Source organism: Xanthomonas sp. 3058, assembly GCF_014199765.1.
In the GTDB taxonomy this organism is placed as follows: domain Bacteria; phylum Pseudomonadota; class Gammaproteobacteria; order Xanthomonadales; family Xanthomonadaceae; genus Xanthomonas; species Xanthomonas campestris_B.
The window spans coordinates 171488-198195 of sequence record NZ_JACHOF010000008.1 but is presented as its reverse complement, the minus strand read 5'-3'; the positions used below and the strand labels follow the sequence as shown (position 1 = coordinate 198195).

Here is a 26708-nt window from a genome sequence, read left to right as displayed (position 1 = left end):
CACGCTCCTCCACTTAGGGCTGAGCAACGATGACCGACGCTGTACTGGAATTACCTGCCGCAACCTTCGACCTGCCGCTATCGCTGTCCGGCGGCGCACAGACCACGCTGCGCGACTACGCCGGCAAGTGGGTGGTGCTGTATTTCTACCCGAAGGACAGCACCCCCGGCTGTACCACCGAAGGCCTGGATTTCAACGCGCTGCTGCCGCAGTTCAACAAGGCCGGCGCAGTGGTGCTGGGCGTATCGCGCGACTCGGTGAAGTCGCACGACACCTTCTGCGCCAAGCAGGGCTTCACCTTCCCGCTGATCAGCGATGGCGACGAGGCCTTGTGCCGCGCCTTCGACGTGATCAAGGAAAAGAACATGTACGGCAAGCAGGTGCTCGGCATCGAGCGCAGCACCTTTTTGCTATCGCCCGAGGGGCATGTCGTGCAGGAATGGCGCAAGGTCAAGGTCGCCGGCCACGCCGACGCCGTACTGACCGCGTTGAAGGCGCACGCCAAACAGTGACACCCCCTCGCATCCCGCGTCCTCCATCACCCTGCCCCGCAGGCGTGATGGCTCGCTCCTGCTCCATCACTTGGAAGACCCAATGACCCGAGGCAAGCGCATCTACGTGCTGGACACCAACGTGCTGATGCACGATCCCACCGCGCTGTTCAAATTCGAGGAACACGATGTATTCCTGCCGATGCAGGTGATCGAAGAACTCGACAACGCCAAGAAGGGCACCTCCGAAGTCAGCCGCAACGCGCGCCAAGTCAGCCGCTTCCTGGACGAATTGCTGGAAAACACCAACGCCGAGCAGATTCAGGCCGGCATCCTGCTCAGCCACCCGCAGGGCATCCAGCTCAAGGGCCAGGCCGCGATCGGCCGGCTGTATTTCCAGATCCACCCGATCGATCCGGGACGCACCTTCGGCGCGATGATTCCGGACAACAAGATCCTGGCCTCGGTGCTGGCGCTGTGCGAGGAAAACCCGGATGTGCCGGTCATCCTGGTGTCCAAGGACATCAACCTGCGCATCAAGGCCTATATCAGCGGCTTGAATGCGGAGGACTACCAGAACGATCGCGCGCTGGACGATTTCAGCCTGCTGTTCACCGGTGCCATCGAGCTGCCGGAAAATTTCTGGGAAAAACACAACGAAGACCTGCGCAGCTGGAACGAGCGCGGCCGCACCCATTACGAAATCGTGCTGGCCGACGACGAAGACTGGTATCCCAATCAATACCTGTATCTGCCGGGCGAGGACGAAGTCGAACTGCGCGTGGCCAGGGTCGGCGGCGGCAAGGCCACGCTGTGCCTGGTGGACGATTTCCGCAGCGGCCAGCACGCGGTGTGGGGCATCGTGGCACGCAACCGCGAGCAGAATTTCGCGCTCAATGCGTTGATGGACCCGGAGATCGACTTCGTCACCCTGCTCGGCACCGCCGGCACCGGCAAGACCCTGCTCGCACTCGCCGCCGGCCTGGCGCAAACCATGGATCAGCAGCGCTACCGCGAGATCATCATGACCCGCGCCACCGTCAGCGTCGGCGAAGACATCGGCTTTTTGCCCGGTACCGAAGAAGAAAAGATGACGCCCTGGATGGGCGCGCTGACCGACAACCTGGAAGTGCTCACGCACAATCAGGAAGGCGGCGCCTGGGGGCGTGCGGCGACCAACGACCTGCTCGCCAGCCGCATCAAGATCCGCTCGATGAACTTCATGCGCGGGCGTACCTTCCTGTCGCGTTACCTGATTCTGGACGAGGCGCAAAACCTCACCCCCAAGCAGATGAAAACGCTGATCACCCGCGCCGGCCCCGGCACCAAGATCGTGTGTCTGGGCAACGTCGAACAGATCGACACGCCCTACCTCACCGAAACCACCTCGGGCCTGACCTATGCGGTGGATCGGTTCAAGGCCTGGCCGCACAGCGCGCACATCACGCTGCGTCGCGGCGAGCGTTCGCGGCTGGCCGACTTCGCCTCGGAGGTGTTGTGATGCACATGCTGCGCGGCGCTGCGGCGCTCGCGGTCATGGCGCTGGCCGGCTGCGCGACCACGCAGCCGCCAGCGAGCGTGCCGACCAACCTCAAGACCGGGCAGTCGTGGGTGGTCACGCGGCAGAGCGTCGCCGAGCAGGTGCTGGACACCTGCTCGCGCGACAGCCCGGCGCGTCATCCGGGCCAGATCACCGGCTACTGGACACCGAGCCAGCAACAGATCGAACAGCTCGAATCCAGGCAGGATGCGCTGACCCCGACCATCGCCGAACCACGCGATTTCGACCGGCAATACGTCGGCGTGACGATCCAGGGGCAGCAGTTGATCTACATCAACGCCTTCAAGCTACCGAACGATCCAGCAGTGAAACCGGCCAGGGAGGCCATCCAGGTCTGCGACGGCGGAAGCGCATTCTGGGGCGCGCTGTACGACCCGCAGACCGGCGGGTTTTCGCAGATCGCCGTCAACGGCAGCCCCTGACCTGCGATGGGAATCCTGCTGCCGCGCTGGATCTGGATAGGCGCGGCGGTATTGTCTGGCGTGGCCGGCATGGTCAACGTGGTTGGCTACCTGAGCTCGGACCATCAGGTGGTCAGTCACCTGACCGGCACCACCAGCCTGCTCGGTGTCGCCCTGGTACAAGGGACAGCGGCGGAGGCCGGCTTTCTGTGGGGCATCCTGATCGCCTTCTGCGCAGGCGCAACGCTGAGTGGCGCGATCATCCAGGACGAGGCGTTGCGACTGGGGCAGCGCTACGGGATCGCACTGCTGATCGAAGCGCTACTGCTGCTGGCAGCCATTCCCCTGTTGAAGCTGCATCATGCCGGCGGCGTGCTGGTCGCCGCAGGTGCCTGCGGCCTGCAGAACGCCATGGCCACCACCCTCAGTGGCGCCGTGGTGCGCACGACCCATCTGAGCGGCATGTTCACCGACCTGGGGATCGGCCTGGGCCACCTGCTGCGCGGCCGACCGCTGCAGATCCGCCGCTTTGCGCTGAGCGGCCTGATCATTTCCGGCTTCCTGGTCGGCAGCATCGTCGGCAGCTTGCTGTTCCAACGCTGGCACTCCGACGCGCTCTACCTGCCTGTCGCCCTCACCGGACTCGGCGGCGCGGGCTACATCGCCGCGTTGCGCTGGCGTCGCTGGCGCAGCCGATGAGCAGCACATCCGCGCTGTGGCGGTGCAGAATCGGCGCATGACCACACCCAGCACCCTGTCCGCCCTGACCATCGCCGGCTCCGATTCCGGCGGTGGCGCCGGCATCCAGGCCGACCTCAAGACTTTCGCCGCGCATCGCGTGCACGGCTTGTCGGCGATCGCTGCCCTGACCGCGCAAAACACCCGCGCCGTCACTGCCGTGCATATCCCGCCGATCGGGTTTTTGCGCGCGCAGGTCGATGCCTGCTTTGTCGATTTCCAGATCCAGGCCGTGAAGCTCGGCATGCTCGCCAATGCCGAGGTCATCCATTGCGTGGCCGATCTGCTGGAAACCCATCGTCCACCGTTCGTGGTGCTCGACCCGGTGATGGTCTCCACCAGTGGCGCCCGCCTGCTCGAAGATGCCGCGCTGGATGCGCTGCGCACCCGCCTGCTCCCGCTGGCCACACTGATCACGCCCAATACGCCAGAAGCCGAACTGCTGACCGGCCGACGCATCGACACTGCCGACGCCGCCGAGCACGCAGCGGCCGCGCTGCTCGAACTCGGCGCCAACGCGGTGCTGCTCAAGGGCGGACACCTGCACGAAGGCGCACGCGTCCTCGATCGCTTCGACGACGGCGTCACCCAGGACGTGTTCATGCACCCGCGCCTGCAGGTGGACGCGCACGGCACCGGCTGCAGCCTGTCGGCGGCGATTGCCGCGCAGTTGTGTCAGGGTCTGTCGTTGCTCAACGCCTGCGAAGCGGCCATCGACTACGTTGCACGCGCCATCCGGCTCGGCCAGTCGCCCGGCCATGGCGACGTGCTGGTGCTCGACCATTTCGGCGCTGCGCCCAGCGTATGAGCCTGCACTGCAGCACGCTCGCCGCCAGCGCAGCGGATGGACATCGCTGGCAGGTGCTCCGCTGCGCGCCAGCGAAGCCGATCGCCACACTTTTGTGGCTGCCAGCGCTCGGGGTGGCAGCGCGACACTACCAGCCGTTCGCACATGCACTCGCGTCTGCCGGCATTGCGGTGTATCTGCACGAATGGCGCGGCAACGGCAGCAGCACGCTGCGCCCCTCGCGGCAGCACGACTGGGGCTATCGCGCGCTGCTTGCCGAGGACATTCCGGCCAGCCAGACCCTGCTCGAGATGCATGACCCGCAGCTGCCGCGCGTGCTGGGCGGACACAGTCTTGGTGGCCAGCTGGCCTGCTGTCACGCCGCACTGCAGCCGGCGCAGGTTGCGCAGCTGTGGCTGGTCGCCAGCGGCTCGCCGTATTGGCGCCATTTCCCGGTACCGATGCGCTATGGCTTGCCGTTCGCCTATCGCGTGCTGCCATGGCTCGCACGCGTGCAAGGCGTCTTGCACGGGCGCGCGCTCGGCTTCGGCGGCACCGAAGCGCGCAGCCTGATCGCCGACTGGGCGCGGGTCGGCCGCAGCAATCGGTATCGCGCGGCCGCAACCACATGGGATCTGGAACACGCGCTCGGCCAGCTGACGATTCCGATCAGCGCGGTGAGCTTTGCCCACGACCACTTCGGCCCGGTCGGCGCGCTGCATGCGTTGCTGGAAAAGATGCCGCAGGCGCACGCCGAGCGCCGGCAATTGGACGATACGCAGTTGGGCGCGCGCAGCGATCACTTTGCCTGGATGAAAGCGCCTGCTGCCGTGGCTGCCACATTACGGCGCTCCCTGGCGGGTGCGCCGCCGGCCACGCGAACGTCATAAAGGGATTGACGAGTGCGCCGGGCATCCGCATAATTCCGCTCCTGACGACGCGCCCGTAGCTCAGTTGGATAGAGTACCTGGCTACGAACCAGGCGGTCGGGAGTTCGAATCTCTCCGGGCGCACCATCTTCAGAACAACAAGAGACAGCCTTCAACCGCTGTCTTTTTAGTTACAAAGCTCCGATTGCACTGCGTCGGATCTGCAAGTCAAAAACAAGATCATGCGCCCGTAGCTCAGTTGGATAGAGTACCTGGCTACGAACCAGGCGGTCGGGAGTTCGAATCTCTCCGGGCGCACCAATCTTGAAGAAAACGACCAGCTTGCTGGTCTTTTTTTTGCCTGCCATTTGAGGCGGCACACTCTCGCATCGGCACATCGCAACACGCACCGACGCCACGGTCGCGCACTACGGAAAGCGGCAATCGGTTATCCGATGCGTGCGGCGCTGGCGATCAAGCAAGTGCGCCGCCAGGATCGGCGTCGCCGACCACTGCCACCGGCACCAATGCGGTCACCGGATGCCCGGCATCGCGCCAGGCGTCCAGCCCGCCCAGCAACGGACGCACATCGCGATAACCGCGCTCGCGCATCCGGCCGGCCAACCACGCCGCCGACACCTCGCCCGGGCACGCGCAATAAATCACCACGCCACGATCGCGCGGCACGGTGGCCAGAATCTGCGCGAGCTGGCGCTCGTCGGCGAAGACCGCACCAGGAATGGTATAGGGCTGCAGGTTGCGATAGCCCGGCGCTCGGATATCCAGCACGGTGGGACGCCGACTGTCATCGCCATCGAGCAACGGCGCCAGTTCGTCCACCGCGATGCGCGCATGTTCCAGCGAACGCAGCAGGGTCTGCCGCCGCCACCAACGCCAACCGACATAGCACGCCAGCAAGGCCACCAGGACCACGACCGCACCCGATCCGAGGTCGGACAGGAATGCGAGCACGTTCTGCACCTGATGCGCAAACACCGCGCCCAGGCTCAGGCCGACGAGCGCCCATAACGCCGCACCCAAAGCGTCATAGCGCAGGAACGCCGCCGGGCGCACCTGCATCGCGCCCGCCATCGGCACCGACACCATCGATAACCCCGGCACGAACTTGGCCACTGCCAAGACCCGCACGCCCCAACGCGAAAAGAAACGCTCGGTCTTTTTCATGCAGCTATCGCGCGACAGCGACAGCCGACACAGCGACTGCAAGGTGCGATTGCCGAAGCGGCGGCCGGCCAGATACCAGACCAGGTCGCCGAGCAGGCTCGCCAGCACCGACACCGCCAACGCGCTCAGGCCCGCCAGCCACGCGTCGCTGCCGCCCTGCAAGGCATAGCCGGCGCCGACCAACACCAGGGTCGGCAACGCCGGTACCGGCAGCCCAAGCGACAACGCCAGCACGTTGGCGAACACCAGCGCCAATCCGTACTGTTCGATCAAGCATTGCATGCAACGATCCCGCGCGACGGCAAGCGCGCATTATCCGCTCTTGTTCACGCCTGCGACTGCCCGGCGGCGGCGGAACGATACGTTGCGGCAAGCGACTGCAACCAGCCATCGAACAGCCCCTCGCTGCGCAGGACGCGCCGCCACCAGCCCAGTGCCTCGCCCTCCTCGCCCGGCCGCCACGCCAGATAAAACGTTTCGTCGGGCTTGTGGGTGTCCACCTGTACCTCACGCAGCCGGCCATCCTGCAACGCGCCGCGCGCATAGGTTTCGGGCAGGAACCCATAGCCGACGCCGGCTACCTGCAGCTGCAACTTGGTCAGCATGTCCGGCACGGTGAGCACATCGCGACCCGACAGCAGACCCACCGTGCGCGGCAACAGCCGCCGCGCCGAATCCGCCACCGCGATCGCGCGGTGCGCGGCCAGCTCGGCAGCGCCCAACGTGGCCGCGCCCGCCAGCGGATGCGTGGGCGCCACCGCAAACACGAAGCGCAGCGTGCCGATCGCTTCGGCGACATAGCCACCACCGCTGGGCCCCTCGCCCGCCGCCACGATCAGGTCCACACGCCGATCCAGCAGCGCCTCCCAACTGCCCGACAACGACTCGCTCAACACGCGCAGGCGGGTGCTGTCTGCCACGGAGTAGAAGTCCAGAATCTGCGCCTGCAGCAACGTGACCGGGAAGATCGCATCCAGCCCGATCGCAAAGTCCGATTCCCAGCCCGACGCGACACGCCTGACACGCACCTCCAGTTCCTGCGCAGCCCGCAGCAAATGCCGTCCTTCGCGCAACAATTCGCGGCCGGCCTGGGTCGGGGTTGCCTTGGGGCCGGCCCGCTCGAACAGCTGCACGCCCAGATCGGCCTCCAGCCTGGAGACCGTGTAGGAAATCGTCGACGGCACCTTGAACAACACCTTGGCCGCCGCCGCGAACGAGCCACGACGGTCGATCGCGTCCAGGATCTGCAAGGCTTCCAGGCTGATTTTCATGGTTCGATTTTTTCGATGGTAGCAGCCAAATCTACTCGCTTTTTTTCCATGCCGCTGCCGGGGAGACTACCGATCAAGGCGCTGGGACACCGATTTCACCATCGGCGCCACTCGAATCTTTCAAGGAGATGCAGCATGTTGACTGTCCGCAAGAGCGAAACCCGTGGCCACGCCGAGCATGGCTGGCTGTCCTCGCGCCATACGTTCTCCTTCGCCAGTTATCACGACCCGCGCCATATGGGCATCGGCCCGCTGCGGGTGATCAACGAAGACAAGGTGACCCCCGGCGAAGGCTTCGGCACCCACGCGCATCGCGACATGGAAATCATTTCCTACGTGCTGGGCGGCGCACTGGAGCACAAGGACAGCATCGGCACTGGCTCGGTGCTGCACTACGGGGACGTGCAGCGCATGAGCGCCGGCAGCGGCGTGACCCATAGCGAGTTCAATCACTCGTCCAGCGAGCCGGTGCACTTCCTGCAGATCTGGGTGATGCCCGAACGCAACGGCATCGCGCCGAGCTATGAAGAAAAGCACTTCGATGCAGACAGCAAGCGCAATCAGCTGCGCCTGATCGCCTCGCCCGGTGGTGACCACGGTTCGCTACGTCTGCATCAGGACGCGCGCCTGTATGCCTCCATCCTGGACGGCCAGGCGCGCTTGCAACAGCCGCTGGCCGAAGGCCGCATCGGCTATGTGCACGTGGCGCGCGGCAGCCTGAGCGTGAATGGCCAGGCACTGTCGGCAGGCGATGCGCTACAGATCAGCGATGTGCCGGAGATCGTGCTGGCCGATGCGCGCGATGCGGAAGTGCTGGTGTTCGATCTGCCGCAGTAACCGCAGCGGTCAAAACGACTGCGCTCATCATCAAGCGGGAGCGGCGGGCATTCGGAATCTGCATCTTCCGAGCGCAGATTTCGACACCCCCGCACCGTCCACGCCCACCTGACGACTGCTCACTGTATTCGCGAGTCACTCCAAGCCAAGCACCGTTCTGCCACTCGGGCCTGGAAAGGCGCTTGCGCGCCACGTCAGCGCACTTCATTGCACAATCGCCGTTTGTTGAAACACACAACGCCCGCGCTTGCGGGCGTTGTCTTGCGTGGAACTTGCATGGCGTTGACGCAGCGAACGCCGTGAGCCTGTGTGCAACGCATCACACCAGCTCGCGCAGGCACCACGCGCGACCTGGCTAGGCCGCCTGCGGCTTGTCCAGCAACTCGGCGCGCACATCCGCTGGCGTGGACGCCCCATTCGCATCGCCGTTGACCAAGGCGAACAAGACGTCCGCGTCGGCTTCCAGCACACGCGCCGAGCGCGCCAGGCCATCGACCATCTGCGCCTGATCGCGCGCCTGCATGCCGATCGATTGCAACGCAGTATTGGCAGTGGAAATATCCTGCGCCTGCTCCTGACTGGCGGCGGCAATCTGCTCCACCGTCGCAGTCACGCGCAGCACCGAACTGACCATGTCCTGCATGACCACCCCGGCCTGCTCGGCCAGGCGCGAGCCATCGCCGACCTGATCGGTCGCATTATCGATCAAGCACCGGATTTCCTTGGCCGACACGCTGCAGCGCTGCGCAAGGCTGCGCACTTCGGTGGCCACCACCGCAAATCCGCGCCCCTGTTCGCCGGCACGCGCCGCTTCCACTGCCGCATTCAAGGCCAGGATATTGGTCTGGAAAGCGATGCCGTCGATGACCTCGATGATCTGGCCGATGCGATCGGTGGCCGAACGAATGCCGGCGGTGGTCTTGACCACTTCGGCAATGACATCGGCGCCGCGCCGCGCCACCGTGGCCGAGTCCTCCGCCATGCGCTGCGCAGAACCGGCGCTTTCGGAATTGATGCGCACGGTCCGTGCCAGCTGATCGATGGTGGCCGAAGTCTGCGCCACCGCTGTGGACTGCGAGGACACGCGACTGACCAACTCCTGGTTGCTGGCGGAAATCTGGTGCGCTTCGCGTTGCACGTTCTGCGCGATGCGCATGGTCTGCCGCATCAAGTCGCGCATGCGCTCGGCCGAACGCACCTGCGCGGTCACATCGGTGGCGTACTTGACCACTTTGTACGGCCGACCGGACACATCCAGGATCGGGTTGTAAGAGGCCTGGATCCACACCGCACTGCCATCCTTCCTCAGGCGGCGATAACGCCCCGCATCGAACTGGCCACGCGCCAGCTTCGCCCAGAACTGCCGGTAATCCTCGGACGCGCCGTAGACCGTATCCACAAAGACGCGATGGTGCTGACCGATCGCTTCTTCGGCCCGATACCCCAGGATCGTCAGGAAGTTGTCGTTGGCATTGAGGACGTGCCCCTGCAGATCGAACTCGATCACGCCCATCACCTTGTCGATGGCCTGGATACGGCCGTCGGCATCGGCCGAATCGATCACCTGACGGGTCACGTCGGTGGCGTATTTGACCACCTTGTACGGACGCCCGAGCGCGTCGAACACCGGGTTGTAGGACGCCTGGATCCAGACTTCCCTGCCATCCTTGCCGATGCGCTTGTAGCGACCTGCATCGAACGCGCCGCGGCCAAGCTTCTCCCAGAACGCACGATAGGTTGCCGATTGACGCGTGGATGCCTCCACGAACACACCATGATGCTTGCCACGCACCTCATCGAGCCGATAGCCCATGACCTCGAGAAAATTCTGATTAGCATCGAGCACCGTGCCATCCAGCGAAAATTCGATCACTGCCATCACCTTGTCGATGGCCTCGATACGCCCTTCGAAATCGGCGGTCTGGCGCACCTGCGCCGTGATGTCGGTAGCGTACTTCACGACGCGATAAGCCTTGCCGGAACGATCCAGCAACGGGTTGTACGAGGCGTTGATCCACACTTCCCGCCCGTGCTTGTCCAGGCGGCAGAACCGCCCGGCATTGAAATCGCCACGGCGTAGCGCCTGCCAGAACTGTCGATAGCTTTCGCTCTCGCGATCGTCAGGCGTCACGAAGATGCGGTGATGCTGGCCGACGACTTCGTCCAGCCGATACCCCATCAACGACAGGAAGTTTTGGTTCGCATGCAGGATGCGACCGTCCAGATCGAATTCGATCACCGCCATGACCCGATCCACCGCAGCGGCCTTGTGCCGCAGCCCACGGCTCCAGAAAGAAAAGAGACGTCCAAGCAACGGCGATAGGCGCATCACGTCGAAATCCACGATAAGGAGTCAGGTGTTTAGCGACCCGCACCCATGTCACTTGACCCATGCGCACCCGGCGCGTTTGGCCTGATTCAGATGGCAAGGCAGCACGCGCATTCCAGCGACGACGCAACTTGATGAGCGCATGCAACATTGCGAACGCTCGACAGGGACCAGACGCCATGTTCGTTGCCGCTCGACAGAGGCCGGATCGGCCACACCCGCTGCACTGCCTCACAGCCGCCACCCGCGCGTCGAGCCATATGCCAGGCGACACAGACACCGGCCCCGATCGCCCTGCCATGCGATTCATGGCTGGAAGGCGCACCTGCCGATCGGGCAACAAGGAGCACCGGAGCGATCCGTCACCAGCTCTCGGCCCCAATAAAAAACGCCTGCAAATCAGGGATTTGCAGGCGTCAGAACACTGGCGGAGCGAGAGGGATTCGAACCCTCGATAGAGTTTTTGACCCTATACTCCCTTAGCAGGGGAGCCCCTTCAGCCGCTCGGGCATCGCTCCAGTTTTTGCGTCCTGCCCCGATATCCGTGGCAGGCCGCGAAGAATACCGGGTAAGAGGGGCTAACGTAAACCCTTTGCGACGATCAATTGGAAGAATCGTCGCCGTGATGCGCGCCGGAGGCAACCGGCTCATCCCCACGTTGGATGCGCTGATAGATTTCTTCGCGATGCACAGCGACATCTTTCGGTGCGGTGATACCGATACGCACCTGATTACCCTTGACGCCGAGCACGGTCACGGTGACCGAGTCGCCGATCATCAAGGTTTCGCCTACTCGGCGAGTGAGGATCAACATTTTGCAAATCTCCTGGAACCGGTGGATTTCCCACCAGCATCGACGGCCTCCTGAGTGAGACGCGCCCTAGGTAAAGGGAATAGACCAGAAATGGTAGCGGGACAGCCTGCTAGCCAGCAAGGCATAGCAGGACAAGTGTTCAGCCCAAGTGTTGCTTGACCCAGGAGGGCACACTGTCGAGTGCGGTCGCAAGGGCGGGCCCGTCCTCGCCACCACCCTGGGCGAGATCCGGACGGCCACCGCCCTTGCCCCCGATCTGACTGGCGATATGGCTGAGGAGTTCCCCTGCCTTGACCCTGCCAGTTGGGCTGCCATTCACACCGGCGACCAGCGCGACCTTGCCTGCGGAAGCGCCCGCCAGCACGATCACCGAGTCGCCCAATTGCTGTTTCAGGCGATCCATCGCATCGCGCAGCGCCTTGGCATCGAAGCCTTCCAGACGTACTGCGACCACCTTGACTCCGGCCACGTCCACGGCACTGGACCCCAGGTCTGCCGTCGCACCGGACGCCAGCTTGGCCTTGAGCGATTCGAGTTCACGCTCAAGCCGCTTCTGACGCTCGGTGAGCGCACGTACCTTGTCGACCACCTCGGTGGCATTGCCGCCGAGCAGACTGGCCGCCTCCAGCAGACGACGTTCTTCATCGGCAACGTAGTCCAAGGCACCCTGCCCGGTCACCGCCTCGATACGTCGCACGCCCGAGGACACGCCGCCCTCTGCGGTGATCTTGAACAGCCCGATATCGCCAGTGCGGGTGACGTGGGTGCCGCCGCAGAGCTCGGTGGAATAACCGCCCATCTTCAGCACGCGCACGTTCTCGCCGTATTTCTCGCCAAACAGGGCCATTGCGCCAAAATCCAGCGCTTCCTGCATGGCCATGTCGTGCACTTCGACGCTGTGGTTGGTACGCACCTCGGCATTGACCTTGCGTTCGATCACGGCGAGCTCTTCGGCGGTGATCGGCTGAAAGTGCGAAAAGTCGAAGCGCAAACGGTCCGGCGCGACCAGCGAGCCCTTCTGCTGCACGTGGGTACCCAGCACTTCGCGCAACGCCGCATGCAACAGATGCGTTGCCGAATGGTTGAGAATGGTCTTGCCGCGACGCTGCACATCGATGCCACCGGCGAGTACATCGCCCAGCGCAAGTGCGCCTTCGGTAATCCGCCCGACATGACCATGGAACTGACCGGCAAACTTCTGGGTGTCGGCGATCTCGACGGAGACATCGCGACCGCTCAGCTGGCCGCTGTCGCCGACCTGACCACCGGACTCGGCATAGAACGGCGTGCGGTCGGTGAACACGATGACCTCATCGCCGGCTTCGGCACGCTCGACCGGACGGCCGTGCTTGAGCAGCGCCACGACCTTGAGCGCATCGGCATCGTGCGCCTCGTAGCCGAGAAATACCGTCGGCGACATCGTGGCGACCAGGTCGGCTGGCAAGGCGACACCACCGCCGAACTTGCCGGCGGCGCGTGCGGTCTCGCGCTGACGCTCCATGGCGAACTCGAAGCCCTCCATGTCCACGCGCATTCCGCGCTCACGCGCGATATCGGCCGTCAGATCGACCGGGAAACCATAGGTGTCATAGAGACGGAATGCATCGGCACCGGGAATGATCTCCTGCGAGCGCGACGCGACGTCATCGAAGATCTTCATGCCGGCATCCAGCGTCTCGGCAAAGCGTTCTTCTTCGGCCAGCAAGGCGCGTGCAACGGTCTCCTGCGCAACCACCAGCTCCGGATAGGCTTCGCCCATCAGCTCGACAAGCGTTGGCACCATCTTGCTGAAGAACGGCTGGCGCACCCCCAGCATCCAGCCATGGCGAAGCGCCCGCCGGATGATCCGACGAAGCACATAGCCGCGACCTTCGTTGGACGGGAGCACGCCGTCGACGATCAGGAACGAACAGGCGCGGATGTGATCGGCGATCACCCGCAGCGACTTGTTTTCCAGATCGGTGATGCCGGTCAGCGCGCTGGCCTTGCCGATCAAGGCCTGAAACAGATCGATTTCGTAATTGGTGTGCACGTGCTGCAGGATCGCAGCCAGACGCTCCAGGCCCATGCCGGTATCCACGCACGGCGCCGGCAACGGCACCAGCGTGCCGTCGGGCTGGCGGTCGAACTGCATGAAGACCAGGTTCCAGATTTCGATGAAGCGATCGCCGTCCTCGTCCGGCGAACCCGGCGGACCACCGGCGATGTGATCGCCATGGTCGAAGAAGATTTCGGTGCACGGGCCGCATGGGCCGGTGTCGGCCATCTGCCAGAAGTTGTCCGACGCGTACGGCGCCCCCTTGTTGTCGCCGATGCGCACGATGCGGCTTTCCGGGATGCCGATCATGTCGCGCCATAACGCAAAGGCTTCTTCGTCGGTGTGGTAGACGGTGACCAGCAGCCGGTCGGCCGGCAGCTTCCAGACCTGGGTCAGCAGCTCCCAGGCCCAGCTGATGGCGTCCTTCTTGAAGTAGTCGCCGAACGACCAGTTGCCCAGCATTTCGAAAAAGGTATGGTGACGCGCGGTGTAGCCCACCGAATCCAGATCGTTGTGCTTGCCGCCAGCACGCAGGCAGCGCTGGACATCGGCAGCGCGCACGTAGCTGCGCTTTTCCGCGCCAAGGAAAACGTCCTTGAACTGGACCATGCCGGAGTTGGTGAACAGCAAGGTCGGGTCGTTGCCCGGCACCAGCGGTGCCGATGGCACGATGGTGTGGCCCTTCCCCTCAAAAAACGCGAGGAAGTCACTACGGATCTGGGAAGTACTGAATTTGGCAGGTGCGTTCATGTGCTGGCATTGGGCGGGCGGCAGTCCCGGTCACCCAATGAGATGTGGGCGCAGATGAGCGGAACAACCTGAAACCACAAAGGGTAGCAGGCCTGACGCCCTCAGTCCTCAACGTCGAAGCGCGTGGCGCTGCGAATGCTGTTGCCGTCAAAACCACGCCGGGCCAGCAGATCGGCGGCCTTGCGCCGTTGCGGCAGATCCATCGGGCCTTCTTCGCCAAACCGACGGCGGATCAGGTCGCGCGCGTTTTCGGTCCAATCGCCTTCAAAGGTGGCCATTGCCGCACTGATGGCATCGCTATCCAGGCCATGGGTGCCGAGTTCGGCACGAATATGCAGGGGGCCATAGCCCGAGCCTGCGCGATTACGCACCACCGACGCCGCAAAACGGGTGTCGTCCTGCCAACCTTCACCGGCCAGACGCTCGACAGCCGCCTTCGCGGCCTCCGGCTCGATACCACGTGCCAGCAGCTTGCGGTTCAATTCCTTGCGCGAATGCTCGCGCCGCACCAGCAATCCCAGTGCACGTTGCACCGGCGTCTGCTCCTTGAACCGGCGTCCCCGCTTTGGCGCGGGCTGTTGCTCGTCCATCGTCAGGTGTCCCACATCGCTAAAATCAATCACCGCATCAATGCGCCATCCATGGCGCCTGCCCTCCTGGCCTTCGATAGATCTACCGCGAGAAGCGACGGCACTGACTCCGCCGTCCCCGCGATAGAAAACTTGCCGCAACCATCAGCACTGCTGTGATGCCACCAGGCGGGCGCGACCGGCGTGTAGAACCGGGATAGCCGCGAGGACGTCCCAATTCACGCCTACCTGCCGCCGACGCCTGCCTGATGGCGGCTCAGCCCGCATGACTTGGCTGCCGTTATTCCTTCTCGACGTCGTCGCCAGCTTCGCGCGGTGCCTCGGCCGGCTGGAACTTCTCACGCAACTCGGCTTCCAGCCGCTCCGCAACCTGCGGATTGTCACGCAGATAGGTACGGGCGTTGTCCTTGCCCTGCCCGATGCGCTCTTCGCCGTAGCTGTACCAGGCGCCGGCTTTTTCGACCAGCTTGGCTTCCACGCCCATGTCGATCAACTCACCCTCGCGGCTAATGCCTTCGCCGTAGAGGATTTCGGTCACGACCTGCTTGAACGGAGGCGCCAGCTTGTTCTTGACCACCTTGATCTTGGTCTGATTGCCGATGATTTCGTCGCCCTTCTTGATCGCGCCGATACGGCGGATATCCAGACGCACCGACGCATAGAACTTCAGCGCGTTACCGCCGGTGGTCACTTCCGGGCTCTGGCCTGGCATCATCACGCCGATCTTGTGACGCAGCTGGTTGATGAAGACCACCAGCGTGTTGGAGCGCTTGATGTTGCCGGTCAGCTTGCGTAGCGCCTGGCTCATCAGACGGGCCTGCAGACCCGGCAGCTGGTCGCCCATTTCGCCTTCGATTTCCGCCTTCGGGGTCAGCGCGGCGACCGAGTCGATCACCACGATGTCCACCGAACTGGAACGCACCAGCATGTCGGCGATTTCCAGCGCCTGCTCACCGGTATCGGGCTGCGACAACAGCAGGTCGTCGACGTTGACGCCCAGCTTGGCAGCGTAGATCGGATCGAGCGCGTGCTCGGCGTCGATGAAGGCTGCGGTGCCACCCTTCTTCTGGCATTCGGCAATCGCCTGCAGGGTCAAGGTGGTCTTGCCCGACGATTCCGGGCCGTAGATTTCGACCACACGGCCCTTGGGCAGGCCGCCGATCCCCAGTGCGATGTCCAGCATCAACGAGCCGGTCGGAATGACCTCGACGGCCTCGATCACGCGGTCGCCCATGCGCATCACGGAACCCTTGCCGAATTGCTTTTCGATCTGGCTCAGGGCGGCGGAAAGGGCGCGCTTCTTGTTCTCATCCATCTGGGTGATCCTTGTCAGTGATTTCGGTGTAGGGCGAATGTAGCGGCGGTGTATCGCACAGGCTGAGACTGGCGGCGACACACTCAGATTAGGGAGGCGACCACGAAGGTGGCAGCGGGAAATCCTGCGTTGGCGGCTCGGGAGACTGCCAGCACGGCCATCGGCACAGTGCTCAGCGATTCGGCCTCAACAGCCCGCAATACAGGCCCTCGATCTCGAAATCCTGATCCGGCAATACTTCGATCGGCGCGTAGTCCGGGTTGCGCGGCAGCAGGCGGATCCGGTCCTTGCCGATCTTCAGCAACTTGACGGTGATCTCTTCGTCGATCCGGGCGACCACGATCTGCCCCGAGCGCGCGTCGCGGGTGCGATGCACTCCGATCAGGTCGCCGTTGAAGATGCCCTCATCGCGCATCGAGTCGCCCTGCACCTTGAGCAGGTAATCCGGCGATGGCGAGAAGAACACCCGGTCCAGCACCACAAAGTCGTCCGAACCGATATCCGCGCCGATCGGCAGGCCTGCCGCGACGCGTCCCAGCACCGGCAGACGCAGCACATCGTCGCGGACCGGCTCGTTCGCAGCCGCACGCGGCTGTGCGCCCTGCCCGGCCAGGCGGATGCCGCGGGCCTGGCCCGGGACGCGACGGATCGCACCCGCCTGCTCCAAGGCTTCCAGGTGATATTGCGCGCCGCGCACGCCTTTGAAGCCGAACGCACGTGCGATCTCGGTCTGCGAAGGCGGCACGCCATCGGCTTCGATGCGCTCGGCGATCAAGGCCAGGATTGCTTGTTGGGTATCGGTCAGGTCCATGGTTAGTAGTATTACTACTAACTGGCGCCTGCGCAATAGCTGTGTCGCAGTCTCGCCGCTGGCGCGGCAAGACCGCGCACTGCCGATACCCCGGCTAACGCCGGCTGCGCCAGATCGAGAACAGGATCCAGATGCCGCACAGGCCCGCGCCGATGAAGCCGCTCACGCCCAGCGCGAGCAGCCAGCGGCTAGCGCTGCCGCCGACACTGTTCATCACGATCGACGAGCCGATCACCAGTGCCGCCGTGACGATCCCCATGGTGAGCCTGTTGGCGGCGCGGTCGACCTGCTCGCCGAACTCGCGTAATGCACGCGTTTCCACCTGCAGCTGCAATTTGCCGCGACGGGCGGCCTGCAGCAGCCGTTTGAGATCGCGCGGCAGATCGCCGATCAGGTCGATCGCACCGGTCACGGTGCGTCGGCTGCGCCGCAATACCGCACTCGGCGCGTAGCGCTGCAGCACGACGCGTTCGAGATACGGGCGTGCTTCGGAGGCCATGTCGAAGTCCGGGTCGAGTTGGCGCCCCATGCCTTCCAGCGTCAGAAACGCCTTGATCATCAGCGCCAGGTCCGAGGGCAATGTAAGCCCATGTCCGCGCAGGATCGAGGTGACATCGCCCAACATCGCGCCGATGCGCAACTCTTTCAGCGGCACGCCGCGGTACTCGTCGACGAAGGCGCCGATATCCTGCTGCAGGCGCGACTCGTCGAGATCCAGATGGGTTCCGGCCCACTCCAGCAACACATCGATGACCGCCTCGGCGTCGTAACTGACCATGCCATGCAGCAGCTGCGCGACCTGGAAGCGACGCTGCTCGGAAACGCGCCCGACCATCCCGAAATCGATGACCGCAATGCGCCCATCGCGCAGATAAAAAATATTGCCCGGATGCGGGTCGGCATGGAAGCAGCCGTCCTGCAACACCATCTTCAGCACGATGCCGGCACCGGTGCGCGCGAGCGCCTTGCGATCAAGACCGGCCGCATCGACAGCGGCCAGATCACGCCCGGGAATGCCGTCGATGAATTCCTGCACATTGAGCGATTCGCAGGTCCACTCCCAGTACACGGCCGGTACCACGATCTGCGGGTCGTGGACGAAATTGGCCGCGATGCGTTCGGCGTTGCGGCACTCGGCGGCGAAGTCGAGTTCGCGCCGCAGCGAGAGGGTGAATTGCTGCACCACATCGGCGGGACGGTAACGCTTCAAATCAGGCGCGCGCGTCTCGACGATTTCCGCCAACCGCGCGAGCAGCCGCAGATCCGCATCGATGGTGTCGCCGATGCCGGGGCGACGGATCTTCAACACCACCGGCGTGCCATCGGCCAGCCAGGCGCGGTGCGTCTGCGCCAGCGATGCGGCGGCCAGCGGCTGCTCATCGAGGCGCGCGAAGACGCTTTCCGGCTCCGCGCCCAGCGCTGCGACAAGTTGCGGGCGGATCTGCTCGAACGGCAATGCGGGCACCGCATTCTGCAGCTCGCTCAATTCTTCGATCCAGTCCGGCGGCAACAGGTCCACGCGTGTGGCCAGCACCTGCCCGAGCTTGACGAAGGTTGGCCCGAGTTCCTCAAGTGCGCGCCGTACCCGCATTGCGGCAGACAGGCGCAAGCGCCCTTCGGCGTTATGCCAGTGCAACAGCTTGCCTGCACGTTCGAGTACATCGGCCAGCCCGATACGACGCACCACATCGCCGAAGCCGTAGCGAATCAGGACCGAGGCAATTTCCTGCAGACGCCCGAGATCGCGGACGGTGCCAAGGGCTTCCCACATCAGTGCACCGCCTGCAAGGATGCGACAAGCAGCTGCTGTCGCGCACGGCGCTGCACAGCAGGTCGTGCGTGATTGACAGCGCCGCTGGTAGCGGATGCCTCATGGCATCGAGCAAGCGCTGCAACTGCTGTCGATGGAGGCAGGTCGGTGGCGGTTGCCCATCGCTGCGCTGACCGGACACCGAAATGGCCGCTCGCCCGGATGGTCGGTGGATGGAAACCGATACCAGGACGATCGCCAGGACACTCGACGCAGGCAAACAACCGGCCAGCAATCGCACGTGGCGTCGATGGACAAAAGGCAGCGGCAGAAAACGCGAACATCGGCACACGGGGCAGCAACGAGGCCTTTGTTGTAGCCGATCTGCGCGCTGCTGTCTTGCTCTTGCCCGCTCGGGGCACGCGCGATGCAGCTGATCGCGGGGACGCCATCAAGCGCAGTGGGCAAACCTGCTGCGCAACCGCCAGGCGGGCGCAGCCAGATCTCTAAGGCTCGAACATCCAGCGTACGCACCCAGCTGACGACCGCTCGCTCCGTCGTTAGCCGTTCGAATAAACGTCTCTGAAAAAATCCTGACAGAACGGCGCTGCGTTCGATACACGGCTGCCGCCGCCCCTGGATGGCCTTGGGACCGAGCTGGTCGCCATCGACACGTGCGCGCGGAAACGCAGTGACTCCACCCTCAGGATGTAAGCAGAGAGCACTACACAGCGCGACAAACGGTGCAGTTCGCGTGATTCCAACGTGCCGGCTCACCGGCACGACCGGCGCATGCTGCGGCACGCACGACGCACGCTTGGCAATCAAGTAGGCAATGGCGCCATACGCCAGGTGCCCAGCCAGCGATTACGGTGCAGCATGGCAGCGTTGAACGTCATGTCCTGCACCTGCCATCCCCCTGGTCAAACCGACGCCATCTCCAATACAGGACCTAGAGCAGCGCGCTCAACCCACGCAATGCCGCAACCACGGTCTGACGACGCACCGCATCGCGATCGCCCGCGAAGTGGAACAGCTGCGCAGTGGCATAGCCGCCGCGCCGCTTCCAGCCGATCCACACCGTGCCGACCGGCTTGTCCTCGCTGCCGCCTCCCGGCCCGGCAATGCCGGTGACGGCTACCGCGATGCTCGCGCCGGAATTGACCAGTGCGCCGGATACCATTTCGATCACCGTTTCGCGGCTGACCGCACCATGCACTTCCAGAGTCTGCGGCCGCACGCCCAGCAACGCCTGCTTGGCCTCGTAGCTGTACGCAGCCATGCCACAGTCGAACCAATGCGACGAGCCCGCCACATCGGTGACCGCCTTGGCGATCCAGCCACCGGTACAACTCTCGGCAGTGACCAGGCGCTCGCGCGCGGCAAGCAGTTGCTGACCGAGGCTTTCGGCCAACTGCTGCAATTCGGAATCGGCGGACATGGACATGGGCACGGCAAAGAAAGGCGCAGCCGACGTTTTAGCCCAATTTTCCGCGCCTGTCTGCGTGACCAGCATGGCGCGACAGCGACGATGTGGCCGAGGTTCAGTGCCGATGTGCGGATAACCGCAGCACGATCGCGTACGCAAGCGACCAGGTCGCCAACGTTTCGTCTGCAACAACGCAGGTTTGATGCCCGAACCTCGGATGCACGCCTGCACCACGGCGTGTCGTCAGCGGGCAGTCAAGCCGCAGCGGCGCACTCATTGCACCGCATGCACCGGCTCACCGAGTGACGCCGGATCTGCATGATCGGGCCGGACCCGACCATGCAGCGCCACTCACGATTCCCAGTCTTCGCGGCGATCGGGCAGCATCGCGCGCAATGGCGCACCGTCGTCGCCGGCCGCCAGGCGCTCGGCCTCGACCATCGGCAGGTCGACCTCCAGCAACCAGCCGTCCTCATCGGACTGCTCGCTGCGCACCACTTCCAGTTGATGCAGTTTGGAACGCAGGCGGCCGGCCGACGGCGGCAGCCGCAGTTGTCCGGTCACATGGCGCAGATCCAATCGCTGCCCGAGCGCGTGCTGCAATGCTTCCAGCCCGCGTCCATCGCGCGCAGAGACCCACACACGTTCGCGCCGCGCCTGGTCGGGAATGCCGTCCTGCGCGTCGTGGCGCACCTGCGCGCCCTCGATCTTGTCGATCTTGTTGAACACCAGCAGCTGCGGCAGATCGCCAGCACCCACCGCATGCAACACCTCATCGACCTGCTGGATGCGTTCTTCGCGCAGCGGGTCGGCCGCATCGACGACATGCAACAGCAGATCGGCATCGCGTGCTTCAGACAACGTGGAACGGAACGCGGCAACCAGTTGGTGCGGCAGATCGCGCACGAAGCCGACCGTATCGGCCAGGATCGCACTGCCGCCCGGCAGCGCGATGCGGCGCACGGTGGGATCGAGTGTGGCGAACAACTGATCGGCCACGTACGCCTCCGCACCGGTCAAGGCATTGAACAACGTGGATTTGCCGGCATTGGTGTAACCGACCAACGCAATCCGCGGCAGTTCGCTGCGCATGCGTGCACGACGCATCTGGGTACGTTGCACCTCGACCTTTTCCAGCCGTTGCTGCAACTGCTCCACCCGCTTCTGCAGCAGGCGACGGTCGGTTTCCAGCTGGGTCTCGCCCGGGCCGCGCAAGCCGATCGCACCGCCGCGCTGACGCTCCAGGTGGGTCCAGCCGCGCACCAGCCGCGTCGCCATGTGCCGCAGCTGCGCCAGCTCCACCTGCAGCTTGCCTTCGTGGCTACGCGCACGTTGCGCGAAGATATCCAGGATCAGCCCGGTGCGATCGATCACGCGCCGCTCCAGATAGCGCTCCAGATTGCGCTCCTGGCCCGGCGACAAGGTGTGGTTGACCAACACCAGATCCGCGCCGGTGGCCTCGGCAGCGGCCTTGATCTCTTCCAGCTTGCCGCTGCCGATCAGGGTCGACGGGCTCGGTTTGTCGATACGCGCGGTAAGCGTGGCCGCCACCGTGGCGCCCGCCGACTTTGCCAGGTCGGCGAACTCCTCCAGCACATCCTCTTCGGCAGGCCCACCGGCGTGGGTCTGAATCAACAACGCGTGCTCACCCTTTTTTGAGCGATCAAACACGCACTACTCCATTACTGCTCGACGTCGTCATCTTCCGCCTGGTTGCCTTCATTGGATTGCACATACCCACCACCGGGTCCCACGCGCACATTGCGCGCCGGCACGACCGTAGAGATGGCGTGCTTGTACACCATCTGACTCACGGTATTGCGCAGCAGGACCACGAACTGGTCGAACGATTCGATCGTGCCTTGCAGCTTGATGCCGTTGACCAGATACACAGAAACCGGCACCCGCTCGCGTCGCAGCGCGTTGAGGAATGGGTCCTGTAAAGATTGCCCCTTAGCCATCGAAAACTCCTCTTCATTATTGTTCTTATAGTCCCGGTCGACACCTGCCATCCCCAGCCGGCCCCGGAAACGGGATGTTACACGCCTGAAGCCGGCTGCACAGCGGGACGTTGACCGAGGAAGCCGACAACTGCGCTTTCAAGCCGGTGCCGGTCGTGCTGCGGATCGAACCAGCGCGCGTCGAGCTCGCCACGCAGCCAGGTGAGTTGTCGCTTGGCCAGTTGCCGGGTGGCCTGCACCGCCCTGTCGCGGAAGTCGGCCAGGCTGCCGGCCCCATCCAGGTATTCCCAGGCCTGCCGGTAGCCAACGGCGCGCACCGCCGGCAAATCCAGCGGCGCAGTAGCTGCCCGCAGTTGCGGCAGCGCGCGTAGGCGCTGCACTTCTGCAAGGAAATCCTGCGCCAGCATCGCGTCCAGTCGCTGCTCGATCCGGGCGTGCAGCACTGCACGCTCGCGTGGTGCCAGCACCAGCTTCAATACCCGCACCGGCAGGCGCGGGCCGGACGGTAGCGCCTGCCAGTAGCTGATCGGCCGCCCGCTGATCCGGTACACCTCCAATGCCCGCTGGATACGTTGCGGGTCGGTGGTGTGGATACGCGCAGCCGCGACGGGATCGATCTGGGCCAGCTGTGCGTGCAATGCGGCCCAGCCATCTCGCTCGGCCTCGGCCGCGATCGCCAAACGCACCGCCGGGTCCGCCTCGGGCAATTGCGACAGGCCTTCCAGCAGCGCGCGAAAATACAGCCCGGTACCACCGGCCAGAATCGGCAGCTTGCCGCGCGCCACGATCTGGTCGATCGCCCGCCGCGCATCGCTGGCGAATTCCGCTGCCGAATAGATCTGCCAGGGATCGCGCAGATCGATCAGGTGATGCGGCACCGCCGCGCGCATGGCGGCATCTGGCTTGGCGGCGCCGATCTCCAATCCGCGATACACCAGCGCCGAATCGACGCTGACGATTTCCCCGTTCCAGCGCTCCGCCGCTTCCAGTGCCAGCGCGGTCTTGCCGCTGGCGGTCGGCCCCATCAGCGCGATCGCAAGCGGGCGTCGATCGGCAGGCATCAGTCCTCGTCCGGCCAGCGGATCGTCGGTGCAGCAGGTGCGCTCGCGCGTGGCAGCGGAATCGCCGCCATCGCGCTCCACACCTTCAAGGCATCCACCGTGGCCGCTACATCGTGCACGCGCAACAGCAAGGCGCCGTGCTGGGCGGCAATCAGATGCGCGGCGACCGACCCGTGCACGCGGTCGGCGGCGACCTGCCGCCCGGTCAATTCGCCGATGCTGCGCTTGCGCGACAGCCCCGCCAGCACCGGCAGACCGAATTCCTGCAGGCGCTGCAGTTGCGCCAACACGGTCAGATTGTGGGTGGTGGTCTTGTCGAAACCGAAACCCGGATCCAGGATCAGGCGGCGTTTGTCGATCCCGGCCATTTCGGCCGCGAAGATGCGTTCGGCCAGAAAGCGATGCACCTCGCCGATCACGTCGTCGTAGTGCGGCGCGTCCTGCATGGCATGCGGCGCGCTGCGCGCGTGCATCAATACCACCGGCACCCGCAACTCGGAGACCGCCTCCAACGCACCCGGCGAGCGCAGCGCATGCACATCGTTGATCATGCCGGCGCCGGCCGCGACCGCCGCACGCATCACCTCCGGTTTGAAGGTATCCACACTGATCGCCACGCCGGTCTGCTGCACCAGCGCCTGGATCACCGGAATCACGCGCTGCAGCTCTTCTTCCACCGATACCGGCGTCGCGCCCGGACGGGTGGATTCACCGCCGATATCCAGCACCGCAGCGCCCTGCTCGACCAGACGCAAGCCATGCGCGATGGCCGCCTCGCAGGTGGCGTGCTGGCCGCCATCGGAAAACGAATCCGGCGTGACGTTGACGATGCCCATCACCTGCGGCGCATCCAGTCGCAGCGCGCGACCGGCGCAATCCAGTTTGAGGGCAGTGTCGAACATCGTGGGTGTCTCCTTGGATGGGTGCGGTAACACGTGGTCGGGCGATGCGGCCCTATAACGCATCAAGGCCGGGAATCGCTCCCCGGCCTTGATGACTGCTTTGTCGCTGACCGATGCGTGGCGTTACAGCTGCTCGGCAGGTCCGGCGATCGGCGGCAACGGACGCGGGCTACCCTTGTCGTTGTTGTTGCCGCCATCCTTGTCGGACTTGTTCCAGCCGGCCGGCGGCGGCGGATCGCGGCCCTCCATGATGGCGTCGATCTGCGGCACGTCGATGGTCTCGTACTGCAGCAGCAGCTGCGACATCGCATGCAGCTTGTCCAGGTTCTCGGTGAGGATGGTCTTGGTCTTGCTGTAGGCCTTGTCCAGGATCGAACGCACCACTTCGTCGATCATGCGCGCGGTTTCGTCGGAGACGTTCTTGTGCTGCGTCACCGAACGGCCCAGGAACACCTCGTCCTCTTCCTCGCCATACGCCACCGGGCCGAGCTCGTCGGACAAGCCCCACTTGGTGACCATGTTGCGTGCCATCTTGGTGGCCCGCTCGATGTCGTTGGAGGCACCGGTAGTGACCTTGTCGCCGCCGAAGATCAGTTCTTCCGCAACGCGGCCGCCATACAGCGAGCACAGCTGGGATTCGATCGCCACACGATTCATCGAGTAACGGTCGCCTTCCGGCAGATACATGGTGACGCCCAGGGCGCGGCCACGCGGAATGATGGTGACCTTGTAGACCGGGTCGTGCTCGGGCACCAGACGGCCGACGATGGCATGACCAGCCTCGTGATAGGCGGTCAGGGTCTTCTCGTCTTCGCTCATGGCCATCGAGCGACGCTCGGCACCCATCAGGATCTTGTCGCGGGCACGGTCGAAGTGGTCCATGCGGACTTCCTTCTCGCTGCCACGCGCTGCGAACAGCGCTGCCTCGTTGCACAGGTTGGCCAGATCGGCACCCGAGAAGCCCGGCGTACCGCGTGCGATGACCATCGGCACCACGTCGTCGGCCAGCGGCAACTTACGCATGTGCACACGCAGGATCTGCTCGCGACCCTTCACGTCCGGCAGGCCGACCACGACCTGGCGATCGAAACGGCCCGGACGCAGCAGCGCCGGATCGAGCACGTCGGGACGGTTGGTGGCCGCGATCACGATCACGCCTTCGCCGCCCTCGAACCCGTCCATCTCGACCAGCAACTGGTTCAGGGTCTGCTCGCGCTCGTCATGTCCACCACCGAGGCCGGCGCCACGGTGACGGCCCACCGCATCGATTTCGTCGATGAAGATGATGCACGGCGCATGCTTCTTGGCCTGCTCGAACATGTCACGCACGCGGCTGGCGCCGACGCCGACGAACATCTCGACGAAATCGGAACCGGAAATGCTGAAGAACGGCACTTTAGCCTCGCCGGCGATCGCCTTGGCGAGCAGCGTCTTGCCGGTACCCGGCGGGCCGACCATCAGCACGCCACGCGGAATCTTGCCGCCGAGCTTGGTGAACTTGGTCGGGTCGCGCAGGAAGTCGACCAGCTCGCTGACTTCTTCCTTGGCCTCGTCGCAACCGGCGACGTCGGCAAAGGTGATCTTGACCTGGTCCTCGCCCTGCAGCTTGGCGCGCGACTTGCCGAAGCTCATCGCACCCTTGGCACCGCCGCCACCGCCCTGCATCTGGCGCATGATGAACAGCCAGAAGCCGATGATCAGGATGACCGGCAGGAAGTTCAGCACCAACGACCAGAACCCGGGCCCGGTGGAGGGCTTCTGGCGGGTCATCTCGATGTTCTTGCTGTACAGCACGTCGACCAGCTTGTCATCGCGCGGCCCGTAGACGGTCGCTTCGCTGTTGTCGGTACGCGTGAAGTGGATCGCGTTGACCGCCAGATTGGTCTCGTCGGTGTAATCGACCGATTTGACGCGCCCGGCATCCACTTCCTTCAGGAACTGGGTATAGGTGATCGAGTCGGGGCCACCGCCGCCCGCCGCGCGCGGCGAGAAGCTCTGGAAGACAACCATCAGCACAACTGCGACGACCACCCACAGCAGCAGATTCTTGGTCAAGTCGTTCATCCTCATTGGCTCCGGTGCCCTCTACTCTTTAATTCTTGAAACACGGTGGTCATTGGCAGCTTACTTGATCTGGACGCGCTTGCCCTGACCGAGTGCATAAACTTCCGGGGAGCGCTTGCGCGAGGCCGCCGGCTTGCGAATCGTCACCTTGTCATAGCGGCGGCGAAGCTCGCGAATGTAGTCGTCGGATCCGACACCCTGGAACAGCTTGATCAGGAACGCCCCACCCGGCTTGAGGTGGTTATCGGCAAATTCCATCGCCAGTTCCGCCAGGTGCATCATCCGCGGTTGGTCGACCGCATCCATGCCACTCTTATTGGGGGCCATATCGGACAGCACAAGGTCCACCGGCACATCGCCCAGCATCGCCTCGAACTGCGATAGGACGGTCTGCTCCCTGAAGTCGCCGTGAAGGAATTCCACCCCTGCCAGGGCCGGCATGTCCAGGATATCCAGCGCCACGATCCGACCGCTATCCCCCATGGACTTGCGCACCTGCTGCGACCAGCCACCGGGCGCAGCGCCCAGATCGACCACCACCATGCCCGGCTTGAGCAGACGATCGCGCTGCAGCAACTCCTCCAGTTTATAGGCCGCACGCGAGCGCATGCCTTCGGCCTGGGCCTTTTTCACGAAAGGGTCGGCGAAGTGTTCCTTGAGCCAGCGCTGGCTGCTTTTACTGCGGGAAGGCATTGGCGAAGGGGTCTGAACGGGCCGCCATGATACCCTGAACACCCTTTGCTTCCCTTCGATC

The 26708-nt window shown here is 64.3% G+C and carries 23 protein-coding genes and 3 tRNA genes; 9 read left to right on the top strand and 17 right to left on the bottom strand.

Annotated features, from left to right (window positions below; translation table 11 throughout):
- Positions 1 to 29: 29 nt before the first annotated feature.
- The 8 genes from GGR61_RS12760 (at position 30) to GGR61_RS12725 (ending at position 5168) form a co-directional block, all read left to right on the top strand.
- The gene (locus GGR61_RS12760) at positions 30 to 512 is read left to right on the top strand and encodes a peroxiredoxin (RefSeq protein WP_184621730.1); all 483 of its coding nucleotides are present in this window, start codon (positions 30 to 32) and stop codon (positions 510 to 512) included.
- Between the two features lie 82 nt (positions 513 to 594).
- Positions 595 to 1992, top strand: coding sequence for a PhoH family protein (locus GGR61_RS12755; RefSeq protein WP_184408439.1), 1398 nt, complete (start codon positions 595 to 597; stop codon positions 1990 to 1992).
- Positions 1992 to 2474, top strand: a complete 483-nt coding sequence (locus GGR61_RS12750; RefSeq protein ID WP_184621728.1) for a hypothetical protein — start codon at positions 1992 to 1994, stop codon at positions 2472 to 2474. The genes GGR61_RS12755 and GGR61_RS12750 overlap by 1 nt, the downstream gene beginning before the upstream one ends.
- 6 nt (positions 2475 to 2480) lie before the next feature.
- Positions 2481 to 3152, top strand: a complete 672-nt coding sequence (locus GGR61_RS12745; RefSeq protein WP_184621726.1) for a YoaK family protein — start codon at positions 2481 to 2483, stop codon at positions 3150 to 3152.
- 37 nt (positions 3153 to 3189) lie between these two features.
- Positions 3190 to 3999, top strand: coding sequence for a bifunctional hydroxymethylpyrimidine kinase/phosphomethylpyrimidine kinase (gene thiD, locus GGR61_RS12740; protein WP_184621724.1), 810 nt, complete (start codon positions 3190 to 3192; stop codon positions 3997 to 3999).
- Positions 3996 to 4868, top strand: coding sequence for an alpha/beta fold hydrolase (locus tag GGR61_RS12735; protein WP_184621722.1), 873 nt, complete (start codon positions 3996 to 3998; stop codon positions 4866 to 4868). The genes thiD and GGR61_RS12735 overlap by 4 nt, the downstream gene beginning before the upstream one ends.
- Before the next feature lie 49 nt (positions 4869 to 4917).
- Positions 4918 to 4994 (top strand) — tRNA-Arg (locus GGR61_RS12730).
- Positions 4995 to 5091: 97 nt separating this feature from the next.
- Positions 5092 to 5168 (top strand) — tRNA-Arg (locus GGR61_RS12725).
- A gap of 153 nt (positions 5169 to 5321) precedes the next feature.
- Here the strand turns inward: GGR61_RS12725 and GGR61_RS12720 are convergent.
- Together GGR61_RS12720 and GGR61_RS12715 are read right to left on the bottom strand one after the other, a co-directional pair.
- On the bottom strand, positions 5322 to 6314 hold the full coding sequence (locus tag GGR61_RS12720) for a DedA family protein/thiosulfate sulfurtransferase GlpE (protein WP_184621719.1): 993 nt from the start codon (positions 6312 to 6314) through the stop codon (positions 5322 to 5324).
- 44 nt (positions 6315 to 6358) lie between these two features.
- Complete coding sequence (locus GGR61_RS12715; RefSeq protein ID WP_184621717.1) at positions 6359 to 7303, bottom strand: LysR family transcriptional regulator; 945 nt, start codon at positions 7301 to 7303, stop codon at positions 6359 to 6361.
- A 135-nt stretch (positions 7304 to 7438) separates the two neighbouring features.
- Between GGR61_RS12715 and GGR61_RS12710 the strand changes: the two genes are divergently transcribed.
- Positions 7439 to 8140 (top strand): pirin family protein, encoded by a 702-nt coding sequence (locus tag GGR61_RS12710; protein ID WP_184621715.1) that lies wholly within the window; start codon positions 7439 to 7441, stop codon positions 8138 to 8140.
- A 355-nt stretch (positions 8141 to 8495) separates the two neighbouring features.
- On the opposite strand, the gene GGR61_RS12705 is transcribed toward GGR61_RS12710, so the two are convergent.
- The 15 genes from GGR61_RS12705 to rlmE all read right to left on the bottom strand — a co-directional run bounded on the left by GGR61_RS12705 (position 8496) and on the right by rlmE (position 26647).
- Entirely contained in the window at positions 8496 to 10469 is a 1974-nt protein-coding gene (locus tag GGR61_RS12705) for a PAS domain S-box protein (RefSeq protein ID WP_184621770.1), read from the bottom strand.
- A gap of 425 nt (positions 10470 to 10894) precedes the next feature.
- Positions 10895 to 10987: transfer RNA gene (locus tag GGR61_RS12700), tRNA-Ser, on the bottom strand.
- An 83-nt stretch (positions 10988 to 11070) separates the two neighbouring features.
- Positions 11071 to 11283, bottom strand: coding sequence for a carbon storage regulator CsrA (gene csrA / locus GGR61_RS12695; RefSeq protein ID WP_003481884.1), 213 nt, complete (start codon positions 11281 to 11283; stop codon positions 11071 to 11073).
- Between the two features lie 139 nt (positions 11284 to 11422).
- Complete coding sequence (gene alaS / locus GGR61_RS12690) at positions 11423 to 14071, bottom strand: alanine--tRNA ligase (RefSeq protein WP_184621713.1); 2649 nt, start codon at positions 14069 to 14071, stop codon at positions 11423 to 11425.
- A gap of 101 nt (positions 14072 to 14172) precedes the next feature.
- Positions 14173 to 14661, bottom strand: a complete 489-nt coding sequence (recX, locus tag GGR61_RS12685) for a recombination regulator RecX (RefSeq protein WP_184621768.1) — start codon at positions 14659 to 14661, stop codon at positions 14173 to 14175.
- A gap of 280 nt (positions 14662 to 14941) precedes the next feature.
- Positions 14942 to 15976, bottom strand: coding sequence for a recombinase RecA (recA, locus tag GGR61_RS12680; RefSeq protein ID WP_184408429.1), 1035 nt, complete (start codon positions 15974 to 15976; stop codon positions 14942 to 14944).
- A 172-nt stretch (positions 15977 to 16148) separates the two neighbouring features.
- Positions 16149 to 16787, bottom strand: coding sequence for a transcriptional repressor LexA (gene lexA, locus GGR61_RS12675; protein ID WP_184408428.1), 639 nt, complete (start codon positions 16785 to 16787; stop codon positions 16149 to 16151).
- Between the two features lie 94 nt (positions 16788 to 16881).
- Positions 16882 to 18558 (bottom strand): 2-polyprenylphenol 6-hydroxylase, encoded by a 1677-nt coding sequence (gene ubiB, locus GGR61_RS12670; RefSeq protein ID WP_184408427.1) that lies wholly within the window; start codon positions 18556 to 18558, stop codon positions 16882 to 16884.
- A gap of 931 nt (positions 18559 to 19489) precedes the next feature.
- Positions 19490 to 19984 carry a CinA family protein gene (locus GGR61_RS12665; protein WP_184408426.1) on the bottom strand — a complete coding sequence of 165 codons (495 nt, stop codon included), beginning with the start codon at positions 19982 to 19984 and terminating at the stop codon, positions 19490 to 19492.
- Positions 19985 to 20317: 333 nt separating this feature from the next.
- Entirely contained in the window at positions 20318 to 21637 is a 1320-nt protein-coding gene (gene hflX / locus GGR61_RS12660) for a ribosome rescue GTPase HflX (protein WP_184408425.1), read from the bottom strand.
- An 11-nt stretch (positions 21638 to 21648) separates the two neighbouring features.
- Complete coding sequence (gene hfq, locus GGR61_RS12655) at positions 21649 to 21927, bottom strand: RNA chaperone Hfq (protein ID WP_005915027.1); 279 nt, start codon at positions 21925 to 21927, stop codon at positions 21649 to 21651.
- Positions 21928 to 22004: 77 nt separating this feature from the next.
- Positions 22005 to 22988, bottom strand: coding sequence for a tRNA (adenosine(37)-N6)-dimethylallyltransferase MiaA (gene miaA / locus GGR61_RS12650; protein WP_184621711.1), 984 nt, complete (start codon positions 22986 to 22988; stop codon positions 22005 to 22007).
- Positions 22988 to 23890 (bottom strand): dihydropteroate synthase, encoded by a 903-nt coding sequence (gene folP / locus GGR61_RS12645; protein WP_184621709.1) that lies wholly within the window; start codon positions 23888 to 23890, stop codon positions 22988 to 22990. The genes miaA and folP overlap by 1 nt, the downstream gene beginning before the upstream one ends.
- Positions 23891 to 24013: 123 nt before the next feature.
- Positions 24014 to 25954 (bottom strand): ATP-dependent zinc metalloprotease FtsH, encoded by a 1941-nt coding sequence (gene ftsH, locus GGR61_RS12640; protein WP_184408422.1) that lies wholly within the window; start codon positions 25952 to 25954, stop codon positions 24014 to 24016.
- Positions 25955 to 26014: 60 nt separating this feature from the next.
- On the bottom strand, positions 26015 to 26647 hold the full coding sequence (gene rlmE, locus GGR61_RS12635; RefSeq protein ID WP_184621766.1) for a 23S rRNA (uridine(2552)-2'-O)-methyltransferase RlmE: 633 nt from the start codon (positions 26645 to 26647) through the stop codon (positions 26015 to 26017).
- Positions 26648 to 26708 lie beyond the last annotated feature (61 nt).

Bases quoted from the DNA above. Each gene is read 5' to 3' on its own strand.
- GGR61_RS12760 (WP_184621730.1), top strand. From the start codon at position 30: ATGACCGACGCTGTACTGGAATTACCTGCCGCAACCTTCGACCTGCCG.
- GGR61_RS12755 (WP_184408439.1), top strand. From the start codon at position 595: ATGACCCGAGGCAAGCGCATCTACGTGCTGGACACCAACGTGCTGATG.
- GGR61_RS12750 (WP_184621728.1), top strand. From the start codon at position 1,992: ATGCACATGCTGCGCGGCGCTGCGGCGCTCGCGGTCATGGCGCTGGCC.
- GGR61_RS12745 (WP_184621726.1), top strand. From the start codon at position 2,481: ATGGGAATCCTGCTGCCGCGCTGGATCTGGATAGGCGCGGCGGTATTG.
- thiD (WP_184621724.1), top strand. From the start codon at position 3,190: ATGACCACACCCAGCACCCTGTCCGCCCTGACCATCGCCGGCTCCGAT.
- GGR61_RS12735 (WP_184621722.1), top strand. From the start codon at position 3,996: ATGAGCCTGCACTGCAGCACGCTCGCCGCCAGCGCAGCGGATGGACAT.
- GGR61_RS12720 (WP_184621719.1), bottom strand. From the start codon at position 6,314: ATGCAATGCTTGATCGAACAGTACGGATTGGCGCTGGTGTTCGCCAAC.
- GGR61_RS12715 (WP_184621717.1), bottom strand. From the start codon at position 7,303: ATGAAAATCAGCCTGGAAGCCTTGCAGATCCTGGACGCGATCGACCGT.
- GGR61_RS12710 (WP_184621715.1), top strand. From the start codon at position 7,439: ATGTTGACTGTCCGCAAGAGCGAAACCCGTGGCCACGCCGAGCATGGC.
- GGR61_RS12705 (WP_184621770.1), bottom strand. From the start codon at position 10,469: ATGCGCCTATCGCCGTTGCTTGGACGTCTCTTTTCTTTCTGGAGCCGT.
- csrA (WP_003481884.1), bottom strand. From the start codon at position 11,283: ATGTTGATCCTCACTCGCCGAGTAGGCGAAACCTTGATGATCGGCGAC.
- alaS (WP_184621713.1), bottom strand. From the start codon at position 14,071: ATGAACGCACCTGCCAAATTCAGTACTTCCCAGATCCGTAGTGACTTC.
- recX (WP_184621768.1), bottom strand. From the start codon at position 14,661: ATGGACGAGCAACAGCCCGCGCCAAAGCGGGGACGCCGGTTCAAGGAG.
- recA (WP_184408429.1), bottom strand. From the start codon at position 15,976: ATGGATGAGAACAAGAAGCGCGCCCTTTCCGCCGCCCTGAGCCAGATC.
- lexA (WP_184408428.1), bottom strand. From the start codon at position 16,787: ATGGACCTGACCGATACCCAACAAGCAATCCTGGCCTTGATCGCCGAG.
- ubiB (WP_184408427.1), bottom strand. From the start codon at position 18,558: ATGTGGGAAGCCCTTGGCACCGTCCGCGATCTCGGGCGTCTGCAGGAA.
- GGR61_RS12665 (WP_184408426.1), bottom strand. From the start codon at position 19,984: ATGTCCATGTCCGCCGATTCCGAATTGCAGCAGTTGGCCGAAAGCCTC.
- hfq (WP_005915027.1), bottom strand. From the start codon at position 21,927: ATGGCTAAGGGGCAATCTTTACAGGACCCATTCCTCAACGCGCTGCGA.
- miaA (WP_184621711.1), bottom strand. From the start codon at position 22,988: ATGCCTGCCGATCGACGCCCGCTTGCGATCGCGCTGATGGGGCCGACC.
- folP (WP_184621709.1), bottom strand. From the start codon at position 23,890: ATGTTCGACACTGCCCTCAAACTGGATTGCGCCGGTCGCGCGCTGCGA.
- ftsH (WP_184408422.1), bottom strand. From the start codon at position 25,954: ATGAACGACTTGACCAAGAATCTGCTGCTGTGGGTGGTCGTCGCAGTT.
- rlmE (WP_184621766.1), bottom strand. From the start codon at position 26,647: ATGCCTTCCCGCAGTAAAAGCAGCCAGCGCTGGCTCAAGGAACACTTC.